Annotated in this window: 21 protein-coding genes; 6 read left to right on the top strand and 15 right to left on the bottom strand. The window is 60.5% G+C overall.

From position 1 onward, the window contains the following. Positions 1-70: 70 nt before the first annotated feature. The 4 genes from HBO19_RS22245 to HBO19_RS22260 form a co-directional block, all read right to left on the bottom strand. Positions 71-448, bottom strand: a complete 378-nt coding sequence (locus HBO19_RS22245) for a hypothetical protein (RefSeq protein WP_029300131.1) — start codon at positions 446-448, stop codon at positions 71-73. 73 nt (positions 449-521) lie between these two features. Then, positions 522-1,331 (bottom strand): putative RNA methyltransferase, encoded by an 810-nt coding sequence (locus tag HBO19_RS22250; protein ID WP_170058326.1) that lies wholly within the window; start codon positions 1,329-1,331, stop codon positions 522-524. Then, the gene (gene dapE, locus HBO19_RS22255) at positions 1,331-2,482 is read right to left on the bottom strand and encodes a succinyl-diaminopimelate desuccinylase (protein ID WP_169955725.1); all 1,152 of its coding nucleotides are present in this window, start codon (positions 2,480-2,482) and stop codon (positions 1,331-1,333) included. The genes HBO19_RS22250 and dapE overlap by 1 nt, the downstream gene beginning before the upstream one ends. A gap of 234 nt (positions 2,483-2,716) precedes the next feature. After that, on the bottom strand, positions 2,717-5,308 hold the full coding sequence (locus tag HBO19_RS22260) for a glycosyltransferase (protein ID WP_169955726.1): 2,592 nt from the start codon (positions 5,306-5,308) through the stop codon (positions 2,717-2,719). A 202-nt stretch (positions 5,309-5,510) separates the two neighbouring features. Here HBO19_RS22260 and tcdA point away from each other — a divergent pair, with 202 nt between their 5' ends. Next, positions 5,511-6,326: a tRNA cyclic N6-threonylcarbamoyladenosine(37) synthase TcdA gene (gene tcdA, locus HBO19_RS22265; protein WP_122718756.1), complete on the top strand. Its 816-nt coding sequence runs from the start codon at positions 5,511-5,513 to the stop codon at positions 6,324-6,326. Positions 6,327-6,441: 115 nt separating this feature from the next. Here the strand turns inward: tcdA and HBO19_RS22270 are convergent, their stop codons facing one another. From HBO19_RS22270 to HBO19_RS22295, 6 genes are all read right to left on the bottom strand, one after another. Beyond that, a complete protein-coding gene (locus HBO19_RS22270) occupies positions 6,442-6,855 on the bottom strand; it encodes a SufE family protein (RefSeq protein WP_170058327.1) in 414 nt (137 codons plus the stop codon). Next, the gene (locus HBO19_RS22275) at positions 6,852-8,057 is read right to left on the bottom strand and encodes a cysteine desulfurase (protein ID WP_170058328.1); all 1,206 of its coding nucleotides are present in this window, start codon (positions 8,055-8,057) and stop codon (positions 6,852-6,854) included. The genes HBO19_RS22270 and HBO19_RS22275 overlap by 4 nt, the downstream gene beginning before the upstream one ends. 70 nt (positions 8,058-8,127) lie before the next feature. Next, entirely contained in the window at positions 8,128-9,162 is a 1,035-nt protein-coding gene (gene dapD, locus HBO19_RS22280; RefSeq protein WP_169955730.1) for a 2,3,4,5-tetrahydropyridine-2,6-dicarboxylate N-succinyltransferase, read from the bottom strand. Between the two features lie 32 nt (positions 9,163-9,194). Further along, a complete protein-coding gene (locus tag HBO19_RS22285; protein WP_169955731.1) occupies positions 9,195-9,557 on the bottom strand; it encodes an ArsC family reductase in 363 nt (120 codons plus the stop codon). Between the two features lie 104 nt (positions 9,558-9,661). After that, positions 9,662-9,964, bottom strand: coding sequence for an XRE family transcriptional regulator (locus tag HBO19_RS22290; protein ID WP_070995736.1), 303 nt, complete (start codon positions 9,962-9,964; stop codon positions 9,662-9,664). A 10-nt stretch (positions 9,965-9,974) separates the two neighbouring features. Next, positions 9,975-10,316, bottom strand: coding sequence for a type II toxin-antitoxin system RelE/ParE family toxin (locus HBO19_RS22295; RefSeq protein WP_169955732.1), 342 nt, complete (start codon positions 10,314-10,316; stop codon positions 9,975-9,977). A 192-nt stretch (positions 10,317-10,508) separates the two neighbouring features. Between HBO19_RS22295 and HBO19_RS22300 the strand changes: the two genes are divergently transcribed. Further along, positions 10,509-12,149: a Na+/H+ antiporter gene (locus HBO19_RS22300; RefSeq protein ID WP_170042929.1), complete on the top strand. Its 1,641-nt coding sequence runs from the start codon at positions 10,509-10,511 to the stop codon at positions 12,147-12,149. Positions 12,150-12,164: 15 nt separating this feature from the next. On the opposite strand, the gene HBO19_RS22305 is transcribed toward HBO19_RS22300, so the two are convergent. The 5 genes from HBO19_RS22305 to map all read right to left on the bottom strand — a co-directional run bounded on the left by HBO19_RS22305 (position 12,165) and on the right by map (position 18,483). Beyond that, a complete protein-coding gene (locus tag HBO19_RS22305) occupies positions 12,165-12,884 on the bottom strand; it encodes a matrixin family metalloprotease (RefSeq protein ID WP_170058329.1) in 720 nt (239 codons plus the stop codon). Between the two features lie 58 nt (positions 12,885-12,942). After that, on the bottom strand, positions 12,943-13,392 hold the full coding sequence (locus HBO19_RS22310) for a hypothetical protein (protein WP_169955735.1): 450 nt from the start codon (positions 13,390-13,392) through the stop codon (positions 12,943-12,945). A 192-nt stretch (positions 13,393-13,584) separates the two neighbouring features. Further along, the gene (dapC, locus tag HBO19_RS22315) at positions 13,585-14,784 is read right to left on the bottom strand and encodes a succinyldiaminopimelate transaminase (protein ID WP_169955736.1); all 1,200 of its coding nucleotides are present in this window, start codon (positions 14,782-14,784) and stop codon (positions 13,585-13,587) included. A 146-nt stretch (positions 14,785-14,930) separates the two neighbouring features. Then, positions 14,931-17,633, bottom strand: coding sequence for a [protein-PII] uridylyltransferase (locus HBO19_RS22320; RefSeq protein ID WP_169955737.1), 2,703 nt, complete (start codon positions 17,631-17,633; stop codon positions 14,931-14,933). A gap of 67 nt (positions 17,634-17,700) precedes the next feature. Continuing rightward, positions 17,701-18,483 (bottom strand): type I methionyl aminopeptidase, encoded by a 783-nt coding sequence (map, locus tag HBO19_RS22325; RefSeq protein ID WP_032858167.1) that lies wholly within the window; start codon positions 18,481-18,483, stop codon positions 17,701-17,703. Between the two features lie 386 nt (positions 18,484-18,869). On the opposite strand from map, the gene rpsB reads away from it, so the two are divergent. The 4 genes from rpsB (at position 18,870) to frr (ending at position 22,176) form a co-directional block, all read left to right on the top strand. After that, the gene (gene rpsB, locus HBO19_RS22330; RefSeq protein ID WP_029297291.1) at positions 18,870-19,610 is read left to right on the top strand and encodes a 30S ribosomal protein S2; all 741 of its coding nucleotides are present in this window, start codon (positions 18,870-18,872) and stop codon (positions 19,608-19,610) included. A 193-nt stretch (positions 19,611-19,803) separates the two neighbouring features. Next, positions 19,804-20,667: a translation elongation factor Ts gene (gene tsf, locus HBO19_RS22335; RefSeq protein ID WP_003172264.1), complete on the top strand. Its 864-nt coding sequence runs from the start codon at positions 19,804-19,806 to the stop codon at positions 20,665-20,667. Positions 20,668-20,878: 211 nt separating this feature from the next. Then, positions 20,879-21,622, top strand: coding sequence for a UMP kinase (gene pyrH, locus HBO19_RS22340; RefSeq protein ID WP_003172271.1), 744 nt, complete (start codon positions 20,879-20,881; stop codon positions 21,620-21,622). After that, the gene (frr, locus tag HBO19_RS22345) at positions 21,619-22,176 is read left to right on the top strand and encodes a ribosome recycling factor (protein WP_170058330.1); all 558 of its coding nucleotides are present in this window, start codon (positions 21,619-21,621) and stop codon (positions 22,174-22,176) included. Before pyrH ends, frr begins: the two co-directional genes overlap by 4 nt. The last annotated feature ends 14 nt before the right edge of the window (positions 22,177-22,190 follow it).

Consider the following 22,190-nt stretch of genomic DNA (forward strand, 5'->3'; position numbering starts at 1 on the left):
ATCGCAGGCAAGCCAGCTCCCACACAAGCCCGCTCCCGCACAAACCAGCCCCCACACTGACCAGGTTGGGTCAGGCAGTTTTCCAGGTGATCTGTTCTTCACCATCGGTGCTGATCCGAATCCAGGTGTCGGCGCTTTCTTCGCCCTCTTCCTCGACCCACGTCCCCGGCGCGCAGCGCACTTCAACGTTCAGCGCGGCAAACGCCGCACGGGCGCAGGCGATGTCGTCTTCCCACGGGGTCTGGTCGCTTTCCAGGTACAGGCTGTTCCACTTGCCCACGGCCTTGGGCAGCCAGGTCACTGGCACATTGCCGGCCTTGCACTTGTAGGTCTGGCCCTTTTGTACCCAGTCGGTACACGGACCCAGGGCGGCGCCCAGCCAGGCGGCGATGGCCTTGTGGTCGACGTCGGCGTCCTTGAGGTAAATCTCGATATCGGGTTGGCGCATGGATGTTCCTCGTTGCGGGATTCGAAAATCCATTCGCGGATTCAGGGTGGGCGCGAACGCCCGGAAAAGTCGGTTATTGAAGCACGAAATAGTCGTAGCGCATCGAAACGGTGACCCGCAGCGGTTCGGCCTGCTCGATCACCTGGGCGCGGCGCTCGGCGCTGGCGCGCCAGCCGTGGGGTGTCATCGCCAGCAGATTAGCGCGGTCCTTGGGGTCGGCCAGGCTGAGCTTGAACTCCAGCACTTCGCTGTGTTGCAGGCTCATGCCGTCCGGCACCAGGGCCAGGTGCTTATCGTCGGTGTACTCGCGCACTTCGTCGTACAGGCGTTCGCGCAGCTCCATCAGGTGGCCGCTGGTCGGGCCAACCTTCATCAGGCCGCCGCCAGGGCTGAGCAGGCGCTTGGTTTCCTGCCAGTCCAGCGGGCTGAACACGCTGGCGAGGAACTGGCAACTGCCGTCGGCCAACGGCACCCGGGCCATGCTGGCGATCAGCCAGGTCAGCGTCGGGTTGCGTTTGCACGCACGCTTGACTGCTTCCTTGGAAATATCCAGGGCATAGCCATCAGCGCGTAACAGGGCATCGGCTATTTGTGCAGTGTAATAGCCTTCGCCGCAGCCAATATCCAGCCAGCGCTGGGGTTTGCGTTCCGCCGCCAGTGCCGCCAGGCGCTTGGCCACTGGCGCGTAGTGCCCGGCGTTGAGGAAGTCGCGGCGCGCTTGCACCATGGCCAGGTTATCGCCCGGATCGCGGCTGTTCTTGTGCTGCACCGGCAACAGGTTCAGGTAACCCTGGCGGGCCCGGTCGAACCGGTGCCCGGCCGGGCATACCACGCCATGGTCCACCTCATTGAGGGGGGCGCTGCAAATGGGGCAGGCGAGCATCAGGCGAGCAACTTGATCAGGGTCTGGTAGTAGATTTCGGTCAACACATCGAGGTCGCTGGCCAGGATACGTTCGTTGACCTGATGGATCGTCGCGTTGACCGGGCCCAGTTCCACCACTTGGGTGCCGAGGGTCGCGATAAAGCGCCCATCGGACGTGCCGCCGCTGGTGGAGGCCTGGGTCTCGCGGCCAGTGATGGCCTTGATGCTGGCAGACACCGCATCGAGCAGCGCGCCCGGCTCGGTGAGGAACGGCAGGCCCGACAGCGCCCACTCCACATGCCAGTCCAGGCCATGCTTGTCGAGAATCGCCGCGACCCGCTGCTGCAGGCCTTCGACGGTGGACTCGGTGGAGAAGCGGAAGTTGAACACCGCCGTCAGGTCACCGGGGATCACATTGGTGGCGCCGGTGCCGGAATTGAGGTTGGAAATCTGGAAACTGGTCGGCGGGAAGAAGGTGTTGCCATCATCCCAATGCTCTGCGGCCAATTCGGCCAGGGCCGGGGCGGCGAGGTGGATCGGGTTTTTCGCCAGGTGCGGGTAGGCCACATGGCCCTGCACACCGCGCACGGTCAGGGTCGCGCCGAGGGAGCCACGGCGGCCATTCTTCACCACGTCGCCCACCAGGGTGGTGCTCGACGGTTCGCCGACGATGCACCAGTCCAGGCGCTCCTTGCGTGCCGCCAGGCGCTCGATCACGGCCTTGGTGCCGTGGTGCGCCGGGCCTTCTTCGTCGCTGGTGATCAGGAAGGCGACCGAACCCTTGTGGTCCGGATAGTCCTTCACAAAGCGCTCGGAGGCCACCAGCATCGCGGCCAGGCTGCCTTTCATGTCGGCCGCGCCACGCCCGCACAGCATGCCGTGTTCGTCGATCAATGCGTCGAACGGGTCATTCTGCCAGGCCTGCACCGGGCCGGTCGGGACCACGTCGGTATGGCCGGCGAAGCACAGTACCGGGCCTGCATGCTTGCCGTGGGTGGCCCAGAAGTTATCCACATCTTCGATGCGCATCGGCTCAAGCGCAAAGCCGGCGTCGCCCAGGCGCTGCATCATCAGCTTCTGGCAGTCGGCGTCGATCGGCGTCACCGACGGGCGGCGGATCAAGTCGATAGCGAGTTGGAGGGTCGGCGAAAGGTCGGCGTGGGCCGTCATGGGAAAACTCCGAAGGTGTGTCAGGGCGCAAGACGAGAGTGAAATATATCCAATGTGGGAGCGGGCTTGCCCGCGATGCAGGCGCCGCGGTGTAGCAGTTGCACCGCAGCGATGCCATCGCGGGCAAGCCCGCTCCCACAAGGGGGAGGCAGTGGCTGCTTGAACCCATAAAGGGCCGTTATCTTATAGCAAAACGGCGACCAGAGGCCGCCGTTTAGTGCATTGCGCAAGTTTTTACGCAGCGGTTGCAGGCTCCGCCACCGCTGCCGGTTTCGGCAGTGACGACAGGAACGCCATGATCAGCGCCGCCACATACGGCAGCGATTGCACCAGCAACATCACCACCCAGAAGCGCATGTCGTTGCTCGGCAGGCCCTGCACCAGGTAGATCCCCAGCGCCGCGCCCCACAGCAGCAACATGATGAACATCTCTTCCCGCGCTTCGGAAATTGCGACCCAGAAGCCGTGGTTATCCGCGTTTTTCGGTGTACGAAAGAACGGAATACTGGTGGTGAAGAAACCATACAGCACCGCTTTGGCGATGGTGTGGGACAACGCCAGCCCGGCCAGGGCCGCGCAGAACGCATCCTTGAGGTTTACGCCAACGGCGCGGCGGTAGAGGAAGATGATCTTGCCGACCTTGAACACAAACAGCGCCAACGGCGGGATTGCGAAGATCAGCAGCGGCGGGTCGACCCGGGTCGGCACAATGATCATCGCCGCCGACCACAACAGGGCGCCGACGGTGAAGAAGATGTTCATGCCATCTGCCACCCACGGCAACCAGCCCGCGAGGAAGTGGTAGCGCTGGCCACGGGTCAGTTCGGTGTCCTTGCCGCGCAACAGGCTGGCGGTGTGGCGCTTGATGATCTGGATTGCGCCATAGGCCCAACGGAACCGCTGTTTCTTGAAGTCGATAAAGGTATCGGGCATCAGGCCCTTGCCGTAGCTGGTGTGGTAGTACGCAGCCGACAGACCTTTCTCGAATACCCGTAGGCCCAGTTCGGCGTCCTCACAGATGCACCAGTCGGCCCAGCCCAGCTCTTCGAGCACCGAACGACGGGTCATGGTCATGGTGCCGTGCTGGATGATCGCGTCGCGGTCGTTGCGGGTGACCATGCCAATATGGAAGAAGCCTTTGTATTCGGCGTAGCAGAGCTTCTTGAAGGTGCTTTCGTTCTGGTCGCGGTAATCCTGGGGCGACTGCACCACGGCGATTTTCGGATCGGCGAAGTGCGGCACCATGTGCTTGAGCCAGTTGGGCGACACGCAGTAGTCCGAATCGATCACCGCGATCACTTCGGCATCCTTGGCGGTATGCGGGATCAGGTAGTTCAGCGCGCCACCCTTGAAACCGGCCAGGGGCGCGACGTGGAAGAACTTGAAGCGCGGGCCCAGCGTCTCACAGTAGTCGCGCACCGGTTCCCACACGGCCGGGTCCTTGGTGTTGTTGTCGATGATCAGGACTTCGTAGTCCGGGTAATCGAGGGCTGCCAGGGCGTCGAGGGTCTGTTTGACCATCTCCGGTGGCTCGTTGTAGCACGGCACATGGATAGACACTTTCGGGCGGTAGTCCGAATCGCCTTCAACCGGTAGGAATTCGCGCCGGCGCTTGTGAGTCCAGACCGCTTCCGCCAGCTCATGGGCCTCGGTCAGCAGCACGATAAACACCCCGAGCGCACCGAGTGCCAGCAGGAAACCCACCGTCAGGCTGAACCAGGTGCTGTATTGCTGACTGTAGTCGTAGCCGATCCATACCAGCACCGACCCGCACAGGAACGCGATAAAGGTCAGGAAGGTGCGGCCACGCTGGCGCAGGGCCGAGCCGTCGATCATCAGCAGGGTCAGCGACAGCAGCGCCAGCACCACCGAGCCGATGGCCAGTACTCGCCACTGCGGGATCGCCACTACCGGGCCTTCAAAGTTGAATTTCTGCTGGCGCGCGGCGTTGAACACACCCCAGTAGGCGCCGACCGAGCCTTCGTCACTGGCTTTCCAGGGTTGGTCGAAGGCTTCGATCACGAAGTAGTTGTAGCCCTGGCGGTTCAGCTTGTTCACCAGGGTACGCAGGTAAATGGCCTGGTCGGCCGGGGAGGCGTCTGCGCCACCGCGCATGCGGCCGTTGCTCGGCCAGCCGACTTCCGACAGCAGCAGTGGTTTTTTCGGGAAGGTCTTCTTCAGATCCTTGGCCCGGTCGAGGACGAATTGCCCGGCCTGGGCCATCGGCACATGTTCCCAGTACGGCAGCACGTGCGCGGCGATCAGGTCGACATGCTTGCCCAACTGCGGGTTGTGCTCCCAGATGTGCCACTGCTCGGAGGTGGTCACCGGCACTTTGACGGCAGCGCGCACCCGGTCCAGCAGGACAATCAGCTCCTCAGGGGTGATTTCCTTGCGAAAGATCGCCTCGTTGCCGACCACCACGCGCACTACGCTGCGCGAGGTGTTGGCGATCTCGATGGCCCGCTGGATTTCGCGCTCGTTGCGCTCCAGGTCCGGGCTGATCCAGATCCCCAGGGTCACGCGCAGGCCGAACTCTTCCGCCAGCTTGGGAATATCCCCCAGGGTGCCGTCGACCGAATAGGTCCGAATGTTGTCCGTCAGCTTGCTCATGATCGCCAGGTCCTGACGCATCTGCTCGTCGCTCGGATACTGGTCTTTCTGCGGGTACTGGCCCTGCTGGAACGGCGAGTAGGAAAAGCCGGAAATCTGCTGGGGCCAGTTGGGAGTAGTGACCGGGCGGTTGATCAGCGCCCAGAAACCAGTGAACAGCGCGGCAATTGCCAGCACCACCACCAGGTTGAGTCCAAATTTACGCGATGACATAGCTGTTTCGGGTTCCAAAGGGTGTGGAACGAATGGAGGTGTCGAACGGCGCGCATCCTACACCGGCCCTTCCCTGAGCGTACAGCAAGCCAGGAAAAACCGGGCATTGGGCAGCGAAAGCGCTGGTAAGTTCTTTACTTATAGCTTGTAGCTTAGAACTTATCGCTGCGTAGCCCTATAATGCGCGCCGGTTTTTGGGGTAATGGTCATGAGCACAGAAGATCCACGGTTTGCCGGTGTCGCCCGTCTATATGGCATTGAAGGTCTGGAACGCTTGAAAGCGGCCCATGTGGCCATCGTCGGCGTGGGCGGTGTTGGCTCGTGGGCGGCAGAAGCCATGGCCCGTTGCGGGGTGGGCGAGATTTCGCTGTTTGACCTGGACGACGTGTGCGTCAGCAACAGCAATCGCCAGTTGCACGCCCTGGACAGCACCGTGGGCAAGCCCAAGGTCGAGGTGATGGCTGAGCGCCTGCGCGCGATCAACCCCGATTGCACCGTGCACGCGGTGGCGGATTTCGTGACCCGCGACACCATGGCCGAGTACATCACGCCGACTATCGACTGCGTGATCGACTGCATCGACGCGGTCAACGCCAAGGCAGCGCTGATCGCCTGGTGCAAGCGCCGCAAGATCCAGATCATCACCACCGGTGGCGCTGGCGGGCAGATTGACCCGACGCTGATCCAGGTGTGCGACCTGAACCGCACGTTCAACGATCCACTGGCCTCGAAAGTGCGCTCCACCTTGCGCCGCGACTACGGCTTCTCGCGCACCGTGACCCGTCACTACAGTGTGCCCTGCGTGTTTTCCACCGAACAGCTGCGTTATCCCAAGCCCGACGGCAGCATCTGTTTGCAGAAGAGTTTTGTGGGCGATGGCGTGAAGCTGGACTGCGCGGGTGGGTTTGGCGCAGTGATGATGGTGACGGCGACCTTTGGCATGGTGGCGGCGACCAAGGCGGTGGACAAGATCGTGGCCGGGGTGCGCAGGCCTTCCGAGCGGGTCAAACCCAGCTGATCTCACTGCTGGGTATAAAACAAAATGTGGGAGCGGGCTTGCCCGCGATAGCCATTCTTCAGTCACTGCAATATTGACTGGTACATCGATATCGCGGGCAAGCCCGCTCCCACAGTTAGTTTTGCGTATGGCTCAAGTCGCGCATGCGCTGCAAAACTGCATTCAGGCCATTGCTGCGCGACGGCGACAGCTGGCGGGAGAGCCCCAGTTGGTTGAACCAGTCAGGCAAGTCGACTGCCTGTAACTCGGCCGCCGAGAGCCCATTGACCCGCGCCAGCAACAAGGCCACCAGCCCACGAATCATGCGCGCATCGCTGCTGGCGGCAAACTGCCAATGGCCGTCCTGCAGTCGCCCTACCAGCCACACCAGGCTTTCACAGCCCTGTACCAGGTTGGCGTCGACCTTGCCTTCATCCGCCAACACCGGCAGCCGCTCGCCCCATTGCATCAGCAGGCGGGCGCGTTGCTCCCAACTGCCGACCGCCTGAAAGGCCAGCAGTGCGGCCTGCGCATCCACTGGCAGGCTCATCGCAGCATGTCCAGTGCCTGGTCCAGCGCTTCAAAAAAGCGCTCCAGGTCATCGGAGTCGTTGTACAGCGCCAAAGAAACCCGGATCGCCCCAGATAAATGCAGGCTCTTGAGCAGGGGCATTGCACAGTGATGGCCGGCGCGGACCGCGATGCCCTGCTCGGTCAGCAGGTGGGCGAGGTCGGCGTTGTGTACGCCGTCCACCACAAAGCTGGCCAGGGCCACCTGCGGCGCGCCCAGCAGGCGCACGCCATTGCGCGCCTGCAAGCCGCGCAACAGGTAGTCATGCAGCGCCGCTTCGTGGGCGAGCACCGCCTGTTGATCCAGGGAGTTGAGGTAGTCCAGGGTCGCCCCCAGGCCAATCACCCCGGCAATCGGCGGCGTGCCCGCTTCGAAACCCAGGGGCGCGGGGCGGAAGCTGGCGCTGTGGTAGTCGGCCTGTTGCACCATCTCGCCGCCAAACTGCCAGTGGCGCAGCCGATGCAGGGCTTCGGTGCGGCCATAAAGCACGCCGACGCCGTCCGGGCCGTAGAGCTTGTGGCTGGAAAACACATAGAAGTCACAGCCCAGGGCCTGCACGTCATGGCGCCCGTGGACGATACCCTGGGCGCCGTCCACCACGGTCAAGGCGTCGTGTGCCTGGGCCAGTGCCAGCAACTGTGCGAGGGGCTGCCAGGCGCCCAGCACGTTGGACAGCTGGCTCACCGCCAGTAGCCGGGTGCGAGGCCCGATCAGCGCGGCGGCGGCTTGCAGGTCGATCAAGCCCTCGTCGTCGAGGGGCAGTACCACCAGCGTGAGCTCACGGCGTTTGGCCAACTGCTGCCAGGGCAACAGGTTGGCGTGATGTTCCAGGGCGCTGATGACAATTTCATCGCCCGGATTAAAGAGGTGCTCAATGCCATAGGCCAGGAGGTTCAGCGCAGACGTCGCGCCGTGGGTAAAGATGATCTGCCCGCTGTCACCTGCGTTGAGCCATTGCGCCACTTTGCTGCGACTGTCCTCGAACGCCTGGGTCGCATGGGCGCCCGGCAAATGCTGGGCACGGTGCACATTAGCTGCGCCATTGGCGTAGTAATGGCCAAGGGCGTCCAACAGGGCTTGAGGTTTTTGCGTGGTGGCGGCGTTGTCCAGGTAGGTCTGGTCTTGCCGTTGCAAGGTAGCGATGGCCGGGAAATCGGCGCGCCAGGGCGAGGGCACAAGCATGGGATTGAAGACTCATATGAACCGGCCGTGCTGCAAGGCACGGCCGGCTCCGGTGGCATCGAGTCGCTGCTTAGTTGTGAGCGTGCAGCGCTGCGTTCAGTTCGATGGCCGACTTGTGGGTTTTGCACTCCACGGCACCGGTCTCGGAGTTACGGCGGAACAGCAGGTCCGGCTGGCCAGCCAATTCACGGGCCTTGACCACCTTGACCAGTTGGTTCTGCTCATCGAGCAGCGCCACTTTAGTGCCAGCAGTCACGTACAGCCCTGATTCCACGGTGTTGCGGTCGCCCAATGGAATACCGATACCGGCGTTGGCGCCGATCAGGCAGCCTTCGCCGACCTTGATCACGATGTTGCCGCCGCCCGACAGGGTGCCCATGGTGGAGCAACCGCCGCCCAGGTCCGAACCCTTGCCGACGAATACGCCAGCCGATACACGGCCTTCGATCATGCCCGGGCCTTCGGTGCCCGCATTGAAGTTGATGAAGCCTTCATGCATCACGGTGGTGCCTTCGCCCACATAGGCGCCCAGGCGCAGACGCGCGGCATCGGCGATCCGCACACCGGCCGGGACCACGTAGTCGGTCATTTTCGGGAACTTGTCCACCGAGAACACCTCCAGCAGCTCGCCACGCAGGCGTGCTTCCAGCTGGCGTTCGGCCAGTTCGCCGATATCGATCGCACCCTGGCTGGTCCAGGCTACGTTCGGCAGTTGCGGGAACACACCGGCCAGGCTCAGGCCATGGGGCTTGACCAGGCGATGGGACAGCAGGTGCAGCTTGAGGTAGGCCTCTGGCGTGGAGGTCAGTGCGGCGTCTTCAGCCAACAGCGTGGCGACCAGCGGCTTGTGGCTTTCGGCCAGGCGGGTCAGCAGGGCGGCCTGGGTGGCATCTACATTTTTCAGTGCGTCAGCCAGTTGCGAGGCTTGGGCAATGGTGAAGGTGATCGCCCGGTTGCCTTCGGTGTAGCCAAGGATCGGCGCGATGGCGGCGACGATTTCGGCCGAAGGGTTGAGCAATGGCTGCGCGTAAAACACTTCCAGCCAAGCACCTTGGCGGTTCTGGGTGCCGACGCCGAAGCCCAGGCTGAACAGGGAATTGGACATGCTGTTACCTCTACAAAAATGAAGTGGCTGGCCTACTTGAGGGCCGCCGAATAACTTTCTGGCTTGAAGCCAATCAGGGTTCTGTCACCGAGATCGAGCACTGGACGCTTGATCATCGAGGGTTGTGCGAGCATCAGTTCAATGGCTTTCGCCTGGTCGAGATCGGCTTTGCGTTCGTCTTCGAGTTTGCGAAAGGTCGTGCCTGCACGGTTCAAAACCACCTGCCAACCGTGCTCGTTGCACCATTGGGTCAAGTGTTCGCGGTCGATACCGGCTGTCTTGTAGTCATGAAACTCATAGCTGATGGCATTTTCATCGAGCCAGGTACGAGCCTTTTTCATGGTGTCGCAGGCTTTGATGCCGAAAATCTGTAACTGATTGTTTTTATTGGGCATATTTCATTCCTAAAAATCTCCCCAATAGGGTCGCAAAAATTCAGCCAAGGATTATGCCACGTAGAGCCACTGCGCGCAGGCTACCTGGTCCAAAGGTGGGCAGGTCATGCGTGGGCTGCTTGATCCTCTGGAACCAGGCGGATTTCCACGCGTTGGCCCAGGGCCCTGGCAGCGCTGGCCAAAGTGGCGAGGGTCATACCCGAGTCATTTTGATCAAGGGCACGGTCCACGGCGGTTCTGCTGGTGTGCATCCGCTCTGCCAGCGCTTTTTTGCTGACTCGTTGGTGCTTCATCGCCTGCGCGATCTGCCAGGCGATGACACGCTTGAGGGCCGCCGCGCAGACTTCCTCGCCGAGCCCTTGCTCGGCGAGGAAATCATCGAAGTCAGAACCGATATGCTTGTTCATGTGTGGTACCTCATAACCTTGCCTTACGCTGCTTGGCGGTTGCCATGTCGTACGCCGGTGTCTTTTGGCTTTTCTTGATGAAACCGTGGAGTAGCACCATGTTGCTGCCGATCACCGTGAAGATAATGCGGGCGATGGTGCCCTCCAGTTCAACCCTGACCTCCCATAGCCCTGAATCGAGCTTTCGCACTACGGGCATGCCGATTGGCCATCCCAGTTGCACGGTTTTTATTTCTATCCCAATGATTCGCCGGTGTTCACGGGGCAGATCTATCAGCCATTCACGTACCGGCTCGTTACCTGCGTCAGTGCGAAAAAAGCTCACATGTAAAGTGAGTGAGTTTTTACTCATGTGCTGGAGTGTACCTAAAATGGTGCATTTTTCAATGTGTCGCTCTGCGGTCCGCTATCCATTGGTCTAGGCCCTGGCTGCGACTTATGTGCAACGGTCATCCAGCAGCATAGGCAGCTAATATGGCACTTCAAAGGCGCGTTGTTGCCTCAAGTGTGTCATTGCAAGTCGATTGTCCAGGAACCCCGCTTTATGCAAACCGCCTACACCGTTCTTATCCTGCTGATGCTGGTCAGCGTTTCGCGTCTGGTCGGGCGTGTTATCCCATTGCCGTTGCCCTTGGTGCAGATTGCCGCTGGTGCCTTGCTGGCGTGGCCAACCCTGGGACTGCACGTGGCACTGGACCCGGAGTTGTTTCTTTTCCTGTTCCTGCCGCCGCTGCTGTTCTCCGACGGCTGGCGCATGCCCAAGCGTGAATTGTGGCGCCTGCGCGGGCCGATCCTGACGTTGGCGGTGGGGCTGGTGCTGTTTACCGTGGTGGGCGCCGGTTACTTTATCCATTGGTTGCTGCCGAGTATTCCGCTGCCGGTGGCCTTCGCCCTGGCGGCCGTTTTATCGCCGACAGACGCGGTGGCGGTGTCGGCAATTTCCCAGAACCGCCTGCCCACGCCCTTGATGCATATGCTCCAGGGCGAAGCCCTGATGAACGATGCGTCGGGCCTGGTGACCTTCAAGTTCGCCCTGGTGGCGGCGTTGACCGGAGTGTTTTCCCTGGCCGATGCCAGCCTTACGTTTGTGCTGGTGGCGCTCGGTGGCCTGGCCATCGGTGTGGCCCTGAGCTGGCTGGTGGGGCGCTTGCGGGCCTGGATGATTGCCCGGGGTTGGGATGACCCGGCGACCCACGTGGTGTTTATGTTGCTGCTGCCGTTTGCCGCCTATGTGCTGGCTGAGCGCCTGGGGGCGTCGGGGATTTTGTCGGCGGTGGCGGCGGGCATGATGCAGAGCTGGCTCGACCTGCTGCCACGCCAGACCAGTACGCGCTTGCTCAATCGCAGTGTCTGGTCACTGCTGGAGTTTGCCTTCAACGGGCTGATCTTCCTGCTGCTGGGCCTGCAATTGCCCGACATCATCAAGGCGGTGACCAGCCACGAGAGCATGCTGTGGCCGACCTTGTTCTATCGCTGCCTGGACGTGATCGCGATCTTCCTGGTGCTGCTGGTGCTGCGGTTTATCTGGGTGCAGAGCATCTGGCGCCTGTCCGGCCTTCTACGCCGCCTGCGCGGCAAAAGCGAGCTGACCCTGGTGCCAACGGCCCGATCCTGCTGGCTATTGACCGTCGGCGGGGTGCGCGGGGCGGTGACCCTGGCCGGTGTGATGTCGGTGCCGTTGCTGTTCGCCCCCGGCCAGGCATTTCCAGAGCGCGACCTGCTGATTTTCATTGCCGCCGGGGTCATCCTGTTGTCGTTGGTGGCCGCCTGTATTGCCTTGCCCCTGTTGCTGCGGGGCATCGAGAAGAGTCCGGATGACAAGCGCCGCGGCGAGGTGCGCGATGCCTGGAGGAAAACCGCCGAGGCCGCGATTCATGCCCTTGAGGTGGAGGAGGCGGCAGAGGCGCCCCTGGACGCGGCCCAGGCTGCGCTGGCAGCGGAGCTCAAGGCGCGGATCATGTCGGAATATCGCCATCAACTGGAGGTGTTCAATGACTCGGCCGAAGCCCAGGCGCTGGCGCTGCAGATGGATCAACTGGAGCGCAAGCTGCGGCTCAAGGCCCTGCGCGCGCAACGCCTGGAATTGTATAGCCTGAGCCGTCACCACCAGATTGGTGATGACGTGCTGCGCGAAGTGCTGGCGGACCTGGATATGAGCGAAGCCAACCTGGGCACGCAGAAGTAGGCCTGTGCGGTGCCGTCAGCTCACCCCGGGGATATTCGGCCGGTATAGCCTCCTGATGGCCTCCTGGTCACCCGGCGACAGAAAGAAGTTTTCCGAGGTGCCATGCCCCTTGCGGCTCAAGTGTGCGGGAAAGGGGTAGTGCATCACAGACTGTGGATCGTAGGCTGTGCTCTGCACGTCGGGACCTGTGAGTGGGTCGAGTATTTGTTCCTGGACCAGTTCTGCGGGGAAACGCTCACTGACGAAATAGTCACGCACCGCCTGCTCGTCCCAATCCAAGGTGCTTTGCGGGTGCTGGTGTTCATGCAGTAAGCCCAGGGCATGGCCGAATTCGTGCAAGGCATGAGTGCGTAACTGCTTGGAGTTATCGGTTCGGTCCAGGTGCAGGGTGGGCTGGTCTTCATCGACCAGCAAGGCGTCGGTACCGATGACCGACCAACTGCCGGTAAAACCCTCGTCGTCGGAGACACGAATATCGCCGCGTTTGCCCTCGACGATTTCAAACTGCAGGCCGGGCGTGTGATGGGCCCACTCTTTGAGTGCATCGATGACCAGGGCTTGGCTTTTCTTGTTTGCCAGGTCCAGGCTCACCGTGATAACGCCGGGCGACCAGCGTTTTGAGCTGTCTGCGACACCTCTTTTGTTGCGCGCTGTGCGGTCGGCCGGCGAGTTGTCGCTGGAGGGTGCGAATTGTTGGATAGGGACGTTGGGGAATAACGGGGTTACTTGGCTCATGGACTCTACTCATGGGGCGGTTGTCAGATAGTGATGAGATGAAAAGGGCTTCAAGCACCTACTCCGATTGCTCTTGCGCCGACGACGATTGCGGGGCGGCAAGGGCCCATTCGTAAGTTGAGAGCGAACCTCGTTGGTTAGTGATGAGGAATGCCTGGCGCAAGGAACTATTTTTGGGCGGGTAGAGGCTGTCTGCCAGATACCTTTCGCTGGATGAAAGTTCGTAGGGTTCGCTGTTGGTTATTCCGTCCGCCATATGTTTTGCGGGGAGATGGTAGTGCGTGACGGAGTTATTATCGTAGGGCGTTAGTTTGATTGAGTTGCTGGCGCTTAACTTTGTAAAGAGCTCATTTTTTCCAAAGTTATTAAGCTCGATAATAATAGGGGCGGGGTCGTACTTTAACGGGCTGTCGGGATGGGTTGTTGTTATTGAAGAGTTGCTCGGGGCGGTATCGTTTGTGCTCAGGCTAGGAAGTGGGAAAGGGGTTGAACTTGGGTTTGCGATCATAGGTACTCCGGCGCCAACGTAAGAAAGGCGAAGGCTCTTTGTAAAGTTTGTTGCCTCTACAAAGTGGGAATTTAGCCGGAGTAGTTCCGCAGTAATTATTTCTGCGTATGAGTCGGGGTGGGCCTGGAGTGCAACTAATTACCAAAGGTGGGCGAATGTTGGCCGCCCCCGACGTGGGAGCGGCCCCTTGTTTCAATGACGGCGCTGGATAAAGTCGCGAATTCGTTCGGCCGCCTCGACGCATTCGGCCAATGGCGCAACCAAGGCCAGACGCACCCGTCCAGCTCCTGGATTGAAACCCTCGACTTCCCGCGACAGGTACGAGCCCGGCACCACGGTCACATGTTCCTCCACGAACAGGTCGCGGCAGAACGCGGCATCATCGCCCTCAACGTTGGGCCACAGGTAGAAGCCCCCGTCCGGGTTCTGTACGTCCAGTACCGGTTTGAGGATCGCCAGCACGGCGTCGAATTTCTGCCGGTACAGGTCGCGATTGGCCTGTACATGGGCTTCGTCCTGCCACGCGGCGATGCTCGCCAGTTGGGTTTGCACCGGCATCGCGCAGCCGTGGTAGGTGCGGTACAGCAGGAAGGCCTTGAGGATCTCGGCATCCCCGGCCACAAACCCGGAACGCAGGCCCGGCAAGTTGGAACGCTTGGACAGGCTGTGGAACACCACGCAGCGCTTGAAGTCCTGGCGACCCAGTTCGACACACGCGCTGAGCAGGCCCGGTGGTGGGGTTTGCTCGTCGAAGTACAGCTCGCTGTAGCACTCGTCGGCGGCGATCACGAAGTCGTATTGGTCGGCCAGGGCAATCAGTTTTTTCAGGGTGTCGACCGGGATCAGTGCGCCGGTCGGGTTGCCGGGAGAGCACAGGAACAGGATCTGGCAACGCTTCCAGATGTCAGGCGAGACCGCATCGAAATCCGGGTTGAAGCCGTTTTCATCCAGGCACGGCAAGTAATGCGGCTTGGCCCCGGCGAGGAACGCTGCGCCTTCGTAGATCTGGTAGAACGGATTCGGGCTGACCACCAGGGCATCGTCGCCGCGGTTGACCACGGTCTGGGTGAAGGCGAACAGCGCTTCACGAGTGCCATTGACCGGCAGGATATTGCGCGCCGGGTCGAGCCAGCCCTTGGGCACGTTGAAACGCCGTTCGCACCACGTGCCAATCGCCTCGCGCAAGGCGGGGATGCCCAGGGTGGTGGGGTACACCGCCATCTGGTCAAGGTTGTTGGCCAGGGCCTGGGCGACGAAATCCGGGGATTTGTGTTTGGGTTCGCCGATGGACAGGGCAATCGGGCGTTTGTCCGGGTTCGGCGTGACGCTGCCCAGCAGGGCTCGCAGTTTCTCGAACGGGTAGGGCTGCAGTTGGTTCAGGGCGTTGTTCATCGGGGCCTCTATCGTTGAGCACGGCCCTGTGGGAGCTGGCTTGCCTGCGATGGCATCGCCTCGGTGTACCAGATACACCGCGCCGCCCGCATCGCAGGCAAGCCAGCTCCTACAAGGTCCGCACCCCCAGGGAAATTAAATTCAACTCAAATGGTTATTCTGGACAACTCCGCGCCAGGCTCCTGGTTCACGCTCAATTGCGCAACGATGGCGTCCTGCAAGCGGCGGCATAGTTCAGGGTCGGACAGCGGCTGGTTATCGGCATCGGTGATAAAGAACACGTCTTCGACCCGCTCGCCCAGGGTGGCAATCTTGGCGTTTTGCAACGACAGGTCAAACTCCAGGAAAATCCCGCCGATCCGCGCCAGCAGGCCAGGGCGATCCGGCGCGCTGAGTTCCAGTACGGTCACCGGGCGCTGGGCATCGTTGTGGATCGTCACCTGGGGCGCAAAGGCAAAATGCTTGAGCTGGCGCGGCACCCGGCGCTGGATGATGGTTGGGTAGTCGTCGGGGTTGCGCAGGGCTTCGGTCAGGCCTGCGCGGATCTTTTTCACCCGCTCGGGGTTGTCGCCGATGGACTCGCCTTCGGTGTCGAGCACGATGTAGGTGTCGAGGGTGAACTGGCTGCTGGACGTAATGACCCGGGCGTCGTGAATGTTCAGATTGAGCTGGTCCATCGCAGCCACGGTCACGGCGAAGAAGTCGTGCTGGTCCGGGGCGTAGATGAATATCTGCGTGCCGCCTTCGAATTCACGCTGGGTGGTTTCCTTGATCAGCACCAGCGGGCCACCGTCGGCCGGCTGCTGGAGGATCGCGTCGGTGTGCCAGGCCACATCGCCTGCGGTGTGGCGCAGGAAATAGTCGTCGCCCAACTGCGACCAGAGTTGCTCCACATCGTCCGGGTCGTTGCCGCCACGCACCAGGATATCCAGGGCCGCGTTCTGGGTGCGGCGGATCTGTTCTTCGCGGTCCACCGGGTTTTCCAGGCCCCGGCGCAAGGCGCGCTTGGTCTCGGTATACAGCTGGCGCAACAGGCTGGCGCGCCACGAATTCCAGAGGGTCGGGTTGGTGGCGTTAATGTCGGAGACGGTCAGTACGTACAGGTAGTCGAGGCGGGTTTCGTCGCCGACGATCTGCGCAAAATCATGGATCACCTGCGGGTCGGACAAGTCCTTGCGCTGGGCTGTGGTGGACATCACCAGGTGGTTCTGTACCAGCCAGACGATCAGGCGGCTGTCCCACTGCGGTAACTGGTGACGCTGGCAGAAGGCTTGCGCATCCACCGCGCCGATTTCCGAATGGTCGCCGTGCCGGCCCTTGCCGATATCGTGATAAAGGCCGGCGAGGTAGATCAGCTCAGGCTTGGGCAGCCTAGCCATCAGCTTACTGGCCAGCGGGAACTTCTCTGACACCTGGGTGTATTGCAACTTACGCAGGTGTTTGATCAGGTTCAGGGTGTGGGCGTCGACTGTATAGATGTGGAACAGGTCGTGCTGCATCTGCCCGACAATAAAGCCGAACTCCGGCAGGTAGCGCCCAAGGATGCCGTAGCGGTTCATGCGCCGCAGGTTGCGGTGGATGCCGATCTTGCACTTGAACAGCTCGATAAACAGGCTGGTATTGCGGATGTCGTGGCGAAATTCGTCATCGATCAGGTGACGGTTTTCCCGCAGCAAACGGATGGTGTCGGCGCGTACGCCCTTGATTTCCGGTTGCTGGGCCATCAGCACGAAAATTTCCAGCATGGCAAATGGCGTGCGCTTGAACACGTTGTCGTTGCGCGCCTCGATATAGCCATCGTGCAGTTGGAAGCGCGCGTTGATCGGTTGCGGCGGCGCTTCGTCTTCCGGGGCCAGGATCACTTCTTCAAAGTGCTGGATGATCAGGTCGCTGAGCTGGGCGATGCTCATGACCACCCGGTAGTACTGCTGCATGAAGCTTTCGATACTGGTCTTCGCGTCTTCGCCCTCGAAGCCCAGCAGGGCGGCGATGGAGCGTTGGTGGTCGAACAGCAGGCGGTCTTCGGAGCGTCCGGCCAGCATGTGCAGGGCGTAGCGCACCTTCCACAAAAACTCCTGGGACGAGGCCAGCAGGGCGTTTTCGCTCTCGACCAAAAAGCCTTCGCCGGCCAGGGCACGCAGGTTCAGGGTGCCGTACTGGCGCCTGGCTACCCACAAGATGGTCTGGATATCCCGCAGCCCGCCGGGCGAGCCCTTGACGTTGGGTTCCAGGTTGTATTCGGTGTCGTTGTACTTGTGATGCCGGGCTTTCTGCTCGGCACGCTTGGCCAGGAAGAACTCCTTGCTCGGCCACATGTGTGCGGTGCTGGTGACTTCCAGCATGCGCTGGCGCAGGCGCTCGGGGCCGCAGATGGTACGGCTTTCCATCAGGTTGGTGACCACGGTCAGGTCGGCGCGCGCCTCTTCGGCGCATTCCGCCACCGAGCGCACGCTCTGGCCGACTTCCAGGCCGATGTCCCACAGCAGCGTCAGAAAACGCTCGATGGAATCACGAAAGATCTCATGGTCGGCACTGTCCAGCAGGATCAGCAGGTCGATATCGGAGTAGGGGTGCAGTTCGCCCCGGCCATAGCCGCCGACGGCCACCAGGGCAATGTCGGCGTCTTCGCTCCAGTCGAACTGTTCCCAGGCCTTTTGCAGGATGTTATCGACGAACCAGGCGCGATCCTCGATCAGTCGGCGAATCTCCCGGCCGCTGCGAAAACGCCCGTCGAGCACCTCGCGGGCCTGGCGGATGGCCTTTTTGAAGGCGGCAATCGGGCTTGCCTTCAGCGCCAGTTCCGCCTGGAACTGGCCTCGGTCGAAGAGTTCGGGATCCACCTGGGGCATCGATCGGCTTTCCTTTCTATCTAGGTGTAGGTCACAACGTCGCTATCTGGAAAGCCCGCTGCAAGCATCAGGCCGAAACGCGAGGGATCGTGTCATCGGCGCGCAGGGTGAAGATCTCATAGCCCGTCTCGGTGACCAGCAGGGTGTGCTCCCACTGCGCCGAGAGCTTGCGGTCCTTGGTGATGGCGGTCCAGCCGTCGCCCAGCACCTTGGTGTCGGCCTTGCCCTGGTTGATCATCGGCTCGATGGTAAAGGTCATGCCCGCCTTGAGCTCCATGCCGGTGCCGGCGCGGCCGTAGTGCAGGATCTGCGGCTCTTCGTGGAACACTTTGCCGATGCCGTGGCCACAGAATTCGCGGACCACCGAGAAGCCGTTCTTTTCTGCGTGCTTCTGGATCACTTCGCCGATATCACCCAGGCGGCAGCCCGGCTTGACCAGCTCGATGGCCTTGTACATGCATTCCTGGGTGACCTGGGACAGGCGCTCGGCCCACACCGGGACGTTGCCGACGTGGAACATGCGACTGGTGTCGCCGTGGTAGCCGTCCTTGATCACCGTGACATCGATGTTCAGGGTATCGCCGTCCTTGAGCGGCTTGTCGCCCGGGATGCCGTGGCAGACCACGTGGTTGATCGAGGTGCAGATCGACTTGGGGAAGCCTTTGTAGTTCAGCGGCGCGGGGATGGCTTTCTGCACGTCGACAATATAGTCGTGGCAGATGCGGTCCAGGGCTTCAGTGGTGACGCCAGGCTTGACGTGTTCGGCAATCATTTCCAGCACGTCGGCCGCCAGTTTGCCGGCAACGCGCATGCCTGCGATGTCTTCGGCGGTTTTCAGGGTAACGGTCATACAGGCTCTCTCTAGCGCGACGCGCTGAAATCAATACGGTTTACGGGCGTGCGACAAAAAGGTGCAGCGTTCGCACAAGCCCAAAAAACGCGATTCTAACAGACGCAAGGTACAAACCATGAGTGTCTGACTATCGCTTCTCTTTATAAGGTGTGGGTATTTTCACCCGATTCAATGGCTTGGGTGGCGGTGGCGGCAAGCAAATGCGATTGCGGGTTTCGTTTTTGTCGTTGCTGTGGTATAAAATGCGCCGCTTTCCGGGGATACCCCGCAAAGCTTAAATCCACACACGTGTCGACACGATGACCTGGGTGCCGGAGGCCTTGAAGCCGCTGGTTGGTCATTGGGATACGTGGAGGCCAAACCCGACTTATTAAGGAACTATCATGTCCCAAGTCAACATGCGCGATATGCTGAAGGCCGGTGTGCACTTCGGTCACCAGACCCGTTACTGGAACCCGAAAATGGGTAAATACATTTTCGGCGCGCGTAACAAGATCCACATCATCAACCTTGAAAAAACCCTGCCAATGTTCAACGAAGCTCTGACTTTCGTAGAGCGCCTGGCCCAGGGCAAAAACAAGATTCTGTTCGTCGGCACCAAGCGTTCCGCTGGCAAGATCGTTGCTGAAGAAGCAGCACGTTGCGGTTCGCCGTACGTCGATCACCGCTGGTTGGGCGGCATGCTGACCAACTTCAAAACCATCCGTGCTTCCATCAAGCGTCTGCGTGACCTTGAAGTGCAAGCCGAAGACGGTACTTTCGCCAAGCTGACCAAGAAAGAAGCGCTGATGCGCTCCCGTGACCTGGAAAAGCTCGATCGTTCCCTGGGTGGTATCAAGGACATGGGCGGTCTGCCTGACGCACTGTTCGTTATCGACGTTGATCACGAGCGCATCGCGATCACTGAAGCCAACAAGCTGGGCATCCCGGTTATCGGCGTAGTCGATACCAACAGCAGCCCGGAAGGCGTTGACTACATCATCCCAGGCAACGATGACGCAATCCGCGCTATCCAGCTGTACATGGGTTCGATGGCTGACGCTGTAATCCGTGGCCGCAACAATGTTGGCGGCGGCACCGTAGAGTTCGCTGCTGAAGAAGCACCGGTCGCTGCAGCTGAGTAATTGACGCCCTGGCGTTGACTCAGTAAGCAAAAAGGGGGCTTGGCCCCCTTTTTGCCACCTCGAAAACCATTTGTGAGCGGCACAGCTACAGCATCTGTAACGTGCAGCGGTTAACAAGGGTGGTTCGGGAAGAATTGAACGCCCGTACAAGTCGGGTGGAATGGTTGAAAACCTATCCAAGAGGAATTTGAAAATGGCAGCAATTACTGCAGCGTTGGTTAAAGAACTGCGTGAGCGTACTGGCGAAGGCATGATGGATTGCAAGAAAGCCCTGGAAAAGGCTGACGGCGACATCGAAAAAGCCATTGATGACATGCGTGCTTCGGGCGCGATCAAGGCTGCCAAGAAAGCAGGCAACGTAGCTGCTGAAGGCGCGATCGCTCTGAAAGAAGACGGCAAATCCGCCGTTCTGCTGGAAGTGAACTCGCAGACCGACTTCCTGGCCCTGCAAGACGACTTCAAGGCATTTGTTGCTGCCAGCGTTGAAAAAGCGTTCGCCGACAAACTGACTGACGCCGCTCCGCTGATCGCAGCCCAAGAAGCTGATCGTCTGGTACTGGTCGGCAAGGTTGGCGAAAACGTCAACATCCGTCGCCTGGTACGTGTTGAAGGTGACGTGGTTGGTGGTTACCTGCACGGCAACAAGATCGGTGTTGCAGTTGTCCTCAAGGGCGGCAACGTTGAACTGGCCAAAGACATCGCTATGCACGTAGCGGCCAGCAACCCAGAGTTCCTGCTGCCTTCGGAAGTTTCTGCCGAAGCGATCGAGCGCGAAAAAGCTGTGTTCCTGCAGCTGAACGAAGAAAAAATCAAAGGCAAGCCAGAAAACATTGTTGAGAACATGGTCAAAGGCCGTATCAGCAAGTTCCTGGCCGAAGCAAGCCTGGTTGAGCAGGCGTTCGTCAAGAACCCTGAAATCAAGGTTGGCGAACTGGCCAAGAAAGCCGGTGCTGAAATCGTTTCCTTCACCTACTTCAAAGTAGGCGATGGCATCGAGAAGCCGGTCGACAACTTCGCTGAAGAAGTTGCTGCCCAGCTGGCTGCCGCCAAGCAATAAGACAGTTTTCAACTGTCGCCCAAGAGAGGCTGCCCGCTCACGCGCGCAGCCTCTTTTCAAATGGGAGGCTCAATTTTATTTGGCTTCCCTTTGGAACTGGCTTACAAAGCCGTGTTCCGATGGCGCTGTGACAGCGTCCAGCTAGAGTGAACGCAAGCCGTAAACGGCTCGCCAAGAATTTTTTAAAAATACGCCGCAGGAGAGATTCGCAATGGCTCAGCAGGGCAGTGGTTATCAGGCTCGCTATAAACGCATTCTACTCAAGCTTAGCGGCGAGGCCCTGATGGGCTCGGAAGAGTTCGGGATCGATCCCAAGGTACTTGACCGCATGGCGCTGGAAGTCGGCCAACTGGTCGGTATCGGCGTCCAGGTCGGCCTGGTGATCGGTGGTGGCAACCTGTTCCGTGGCGCGGCACTCAGTGCTGCTGGCATGGATCGGGTCACTGGCGACCACATGGGCATGCTGGCCACTGTGATGAACGCCCTGGCCATGCGCGACGCCCTGGAGCGTGCCAATATCTCGGCCATCGTGATGTCGGCCATCTCCATGGTTGGCGTGACCGATCACTATGATCGCCGCAAAGCCATGCGCCACCTGAATGCCAAAGAGGTGGTGATCTTTGCCGCCGGTACCGGCAACCCGTTCTTCACCACTGACTCGGCTGCCTGCCTGCGTGCCATCGAAATCGATGCTGACGTAGTGCTCAAGGCTACCAAGGTCGATGGTGTCTACACTGCCGATCCATTCAAAGACCCGCATGCCGAGAAGTTCGATCATCTGACTTATGATGAAGTGCTGGATCGCAAGCTGGGTGTGATGGACCTGACGGCAATCTGCCTGTGCCGCGACCACAAGATGCCGCTGCGCGTATTTAACATGAACAAGCCCGGCGCCCTGCTGAATATCGTACACGGCGGCGCAGAAGGGACTCTGATCGAGGAAGGCCAACAATGATCAACGAAATCAAGAAAGACGCCCAAGCGCGTATGCAGAAATCCCTGGAGTCTCTGAGCCACGCATTCGGCCAGATTCGTACCGGCAAGGCTCACCCAAGCATCCTGGGCAGCGTGATGGTGCCTTACTACGGTTCCGACACTCCGCTGAGCGGCGTGGCCAACGTGACTGTGAAAGACTCGCGCACCCTGCAGGTCGTGGCCTTCGAGCGCAACATGCTCGCTGCCGTCGACAAGGCTATCCAGAGTGCTGGCCTGAACCTCAACCCAACCAACCTGGGTGAGCTGCTGCTGATCTCCATGCCGGCCCTGACCGAAGAAACCCGCAAGGGCTTCACCAAGCAGGCGCGCAGCGCAGCGGAAGATGCCCGTGTTGCGGTGCGTAACATCCGTCGTGATGCCTTGGGTGACCTGAAGAAACTGGTCAAGGACAAGGAAATCAGCGAAGACGAAGAGCGTCGTGCCATTGCCGATATCGATAAGCTGACCAAGGAATCCGAGGCCATGATCACCAAGGTCACGGAAGAGAAAGAAAAGGACCTGATGGCCGTATAAGGGGTCAGGACGCT

It is taken from the genome of Pseudomonas sp. WS 5021 (genome assembly GCF_012985535.1).
Taxonomy (GTDB): domain Bacteria; phylum Pseudomonadota; class Gammaproteobacteria; order Pseudomonadales; family Pseudomonadaceae; genus Aquipseudomonas.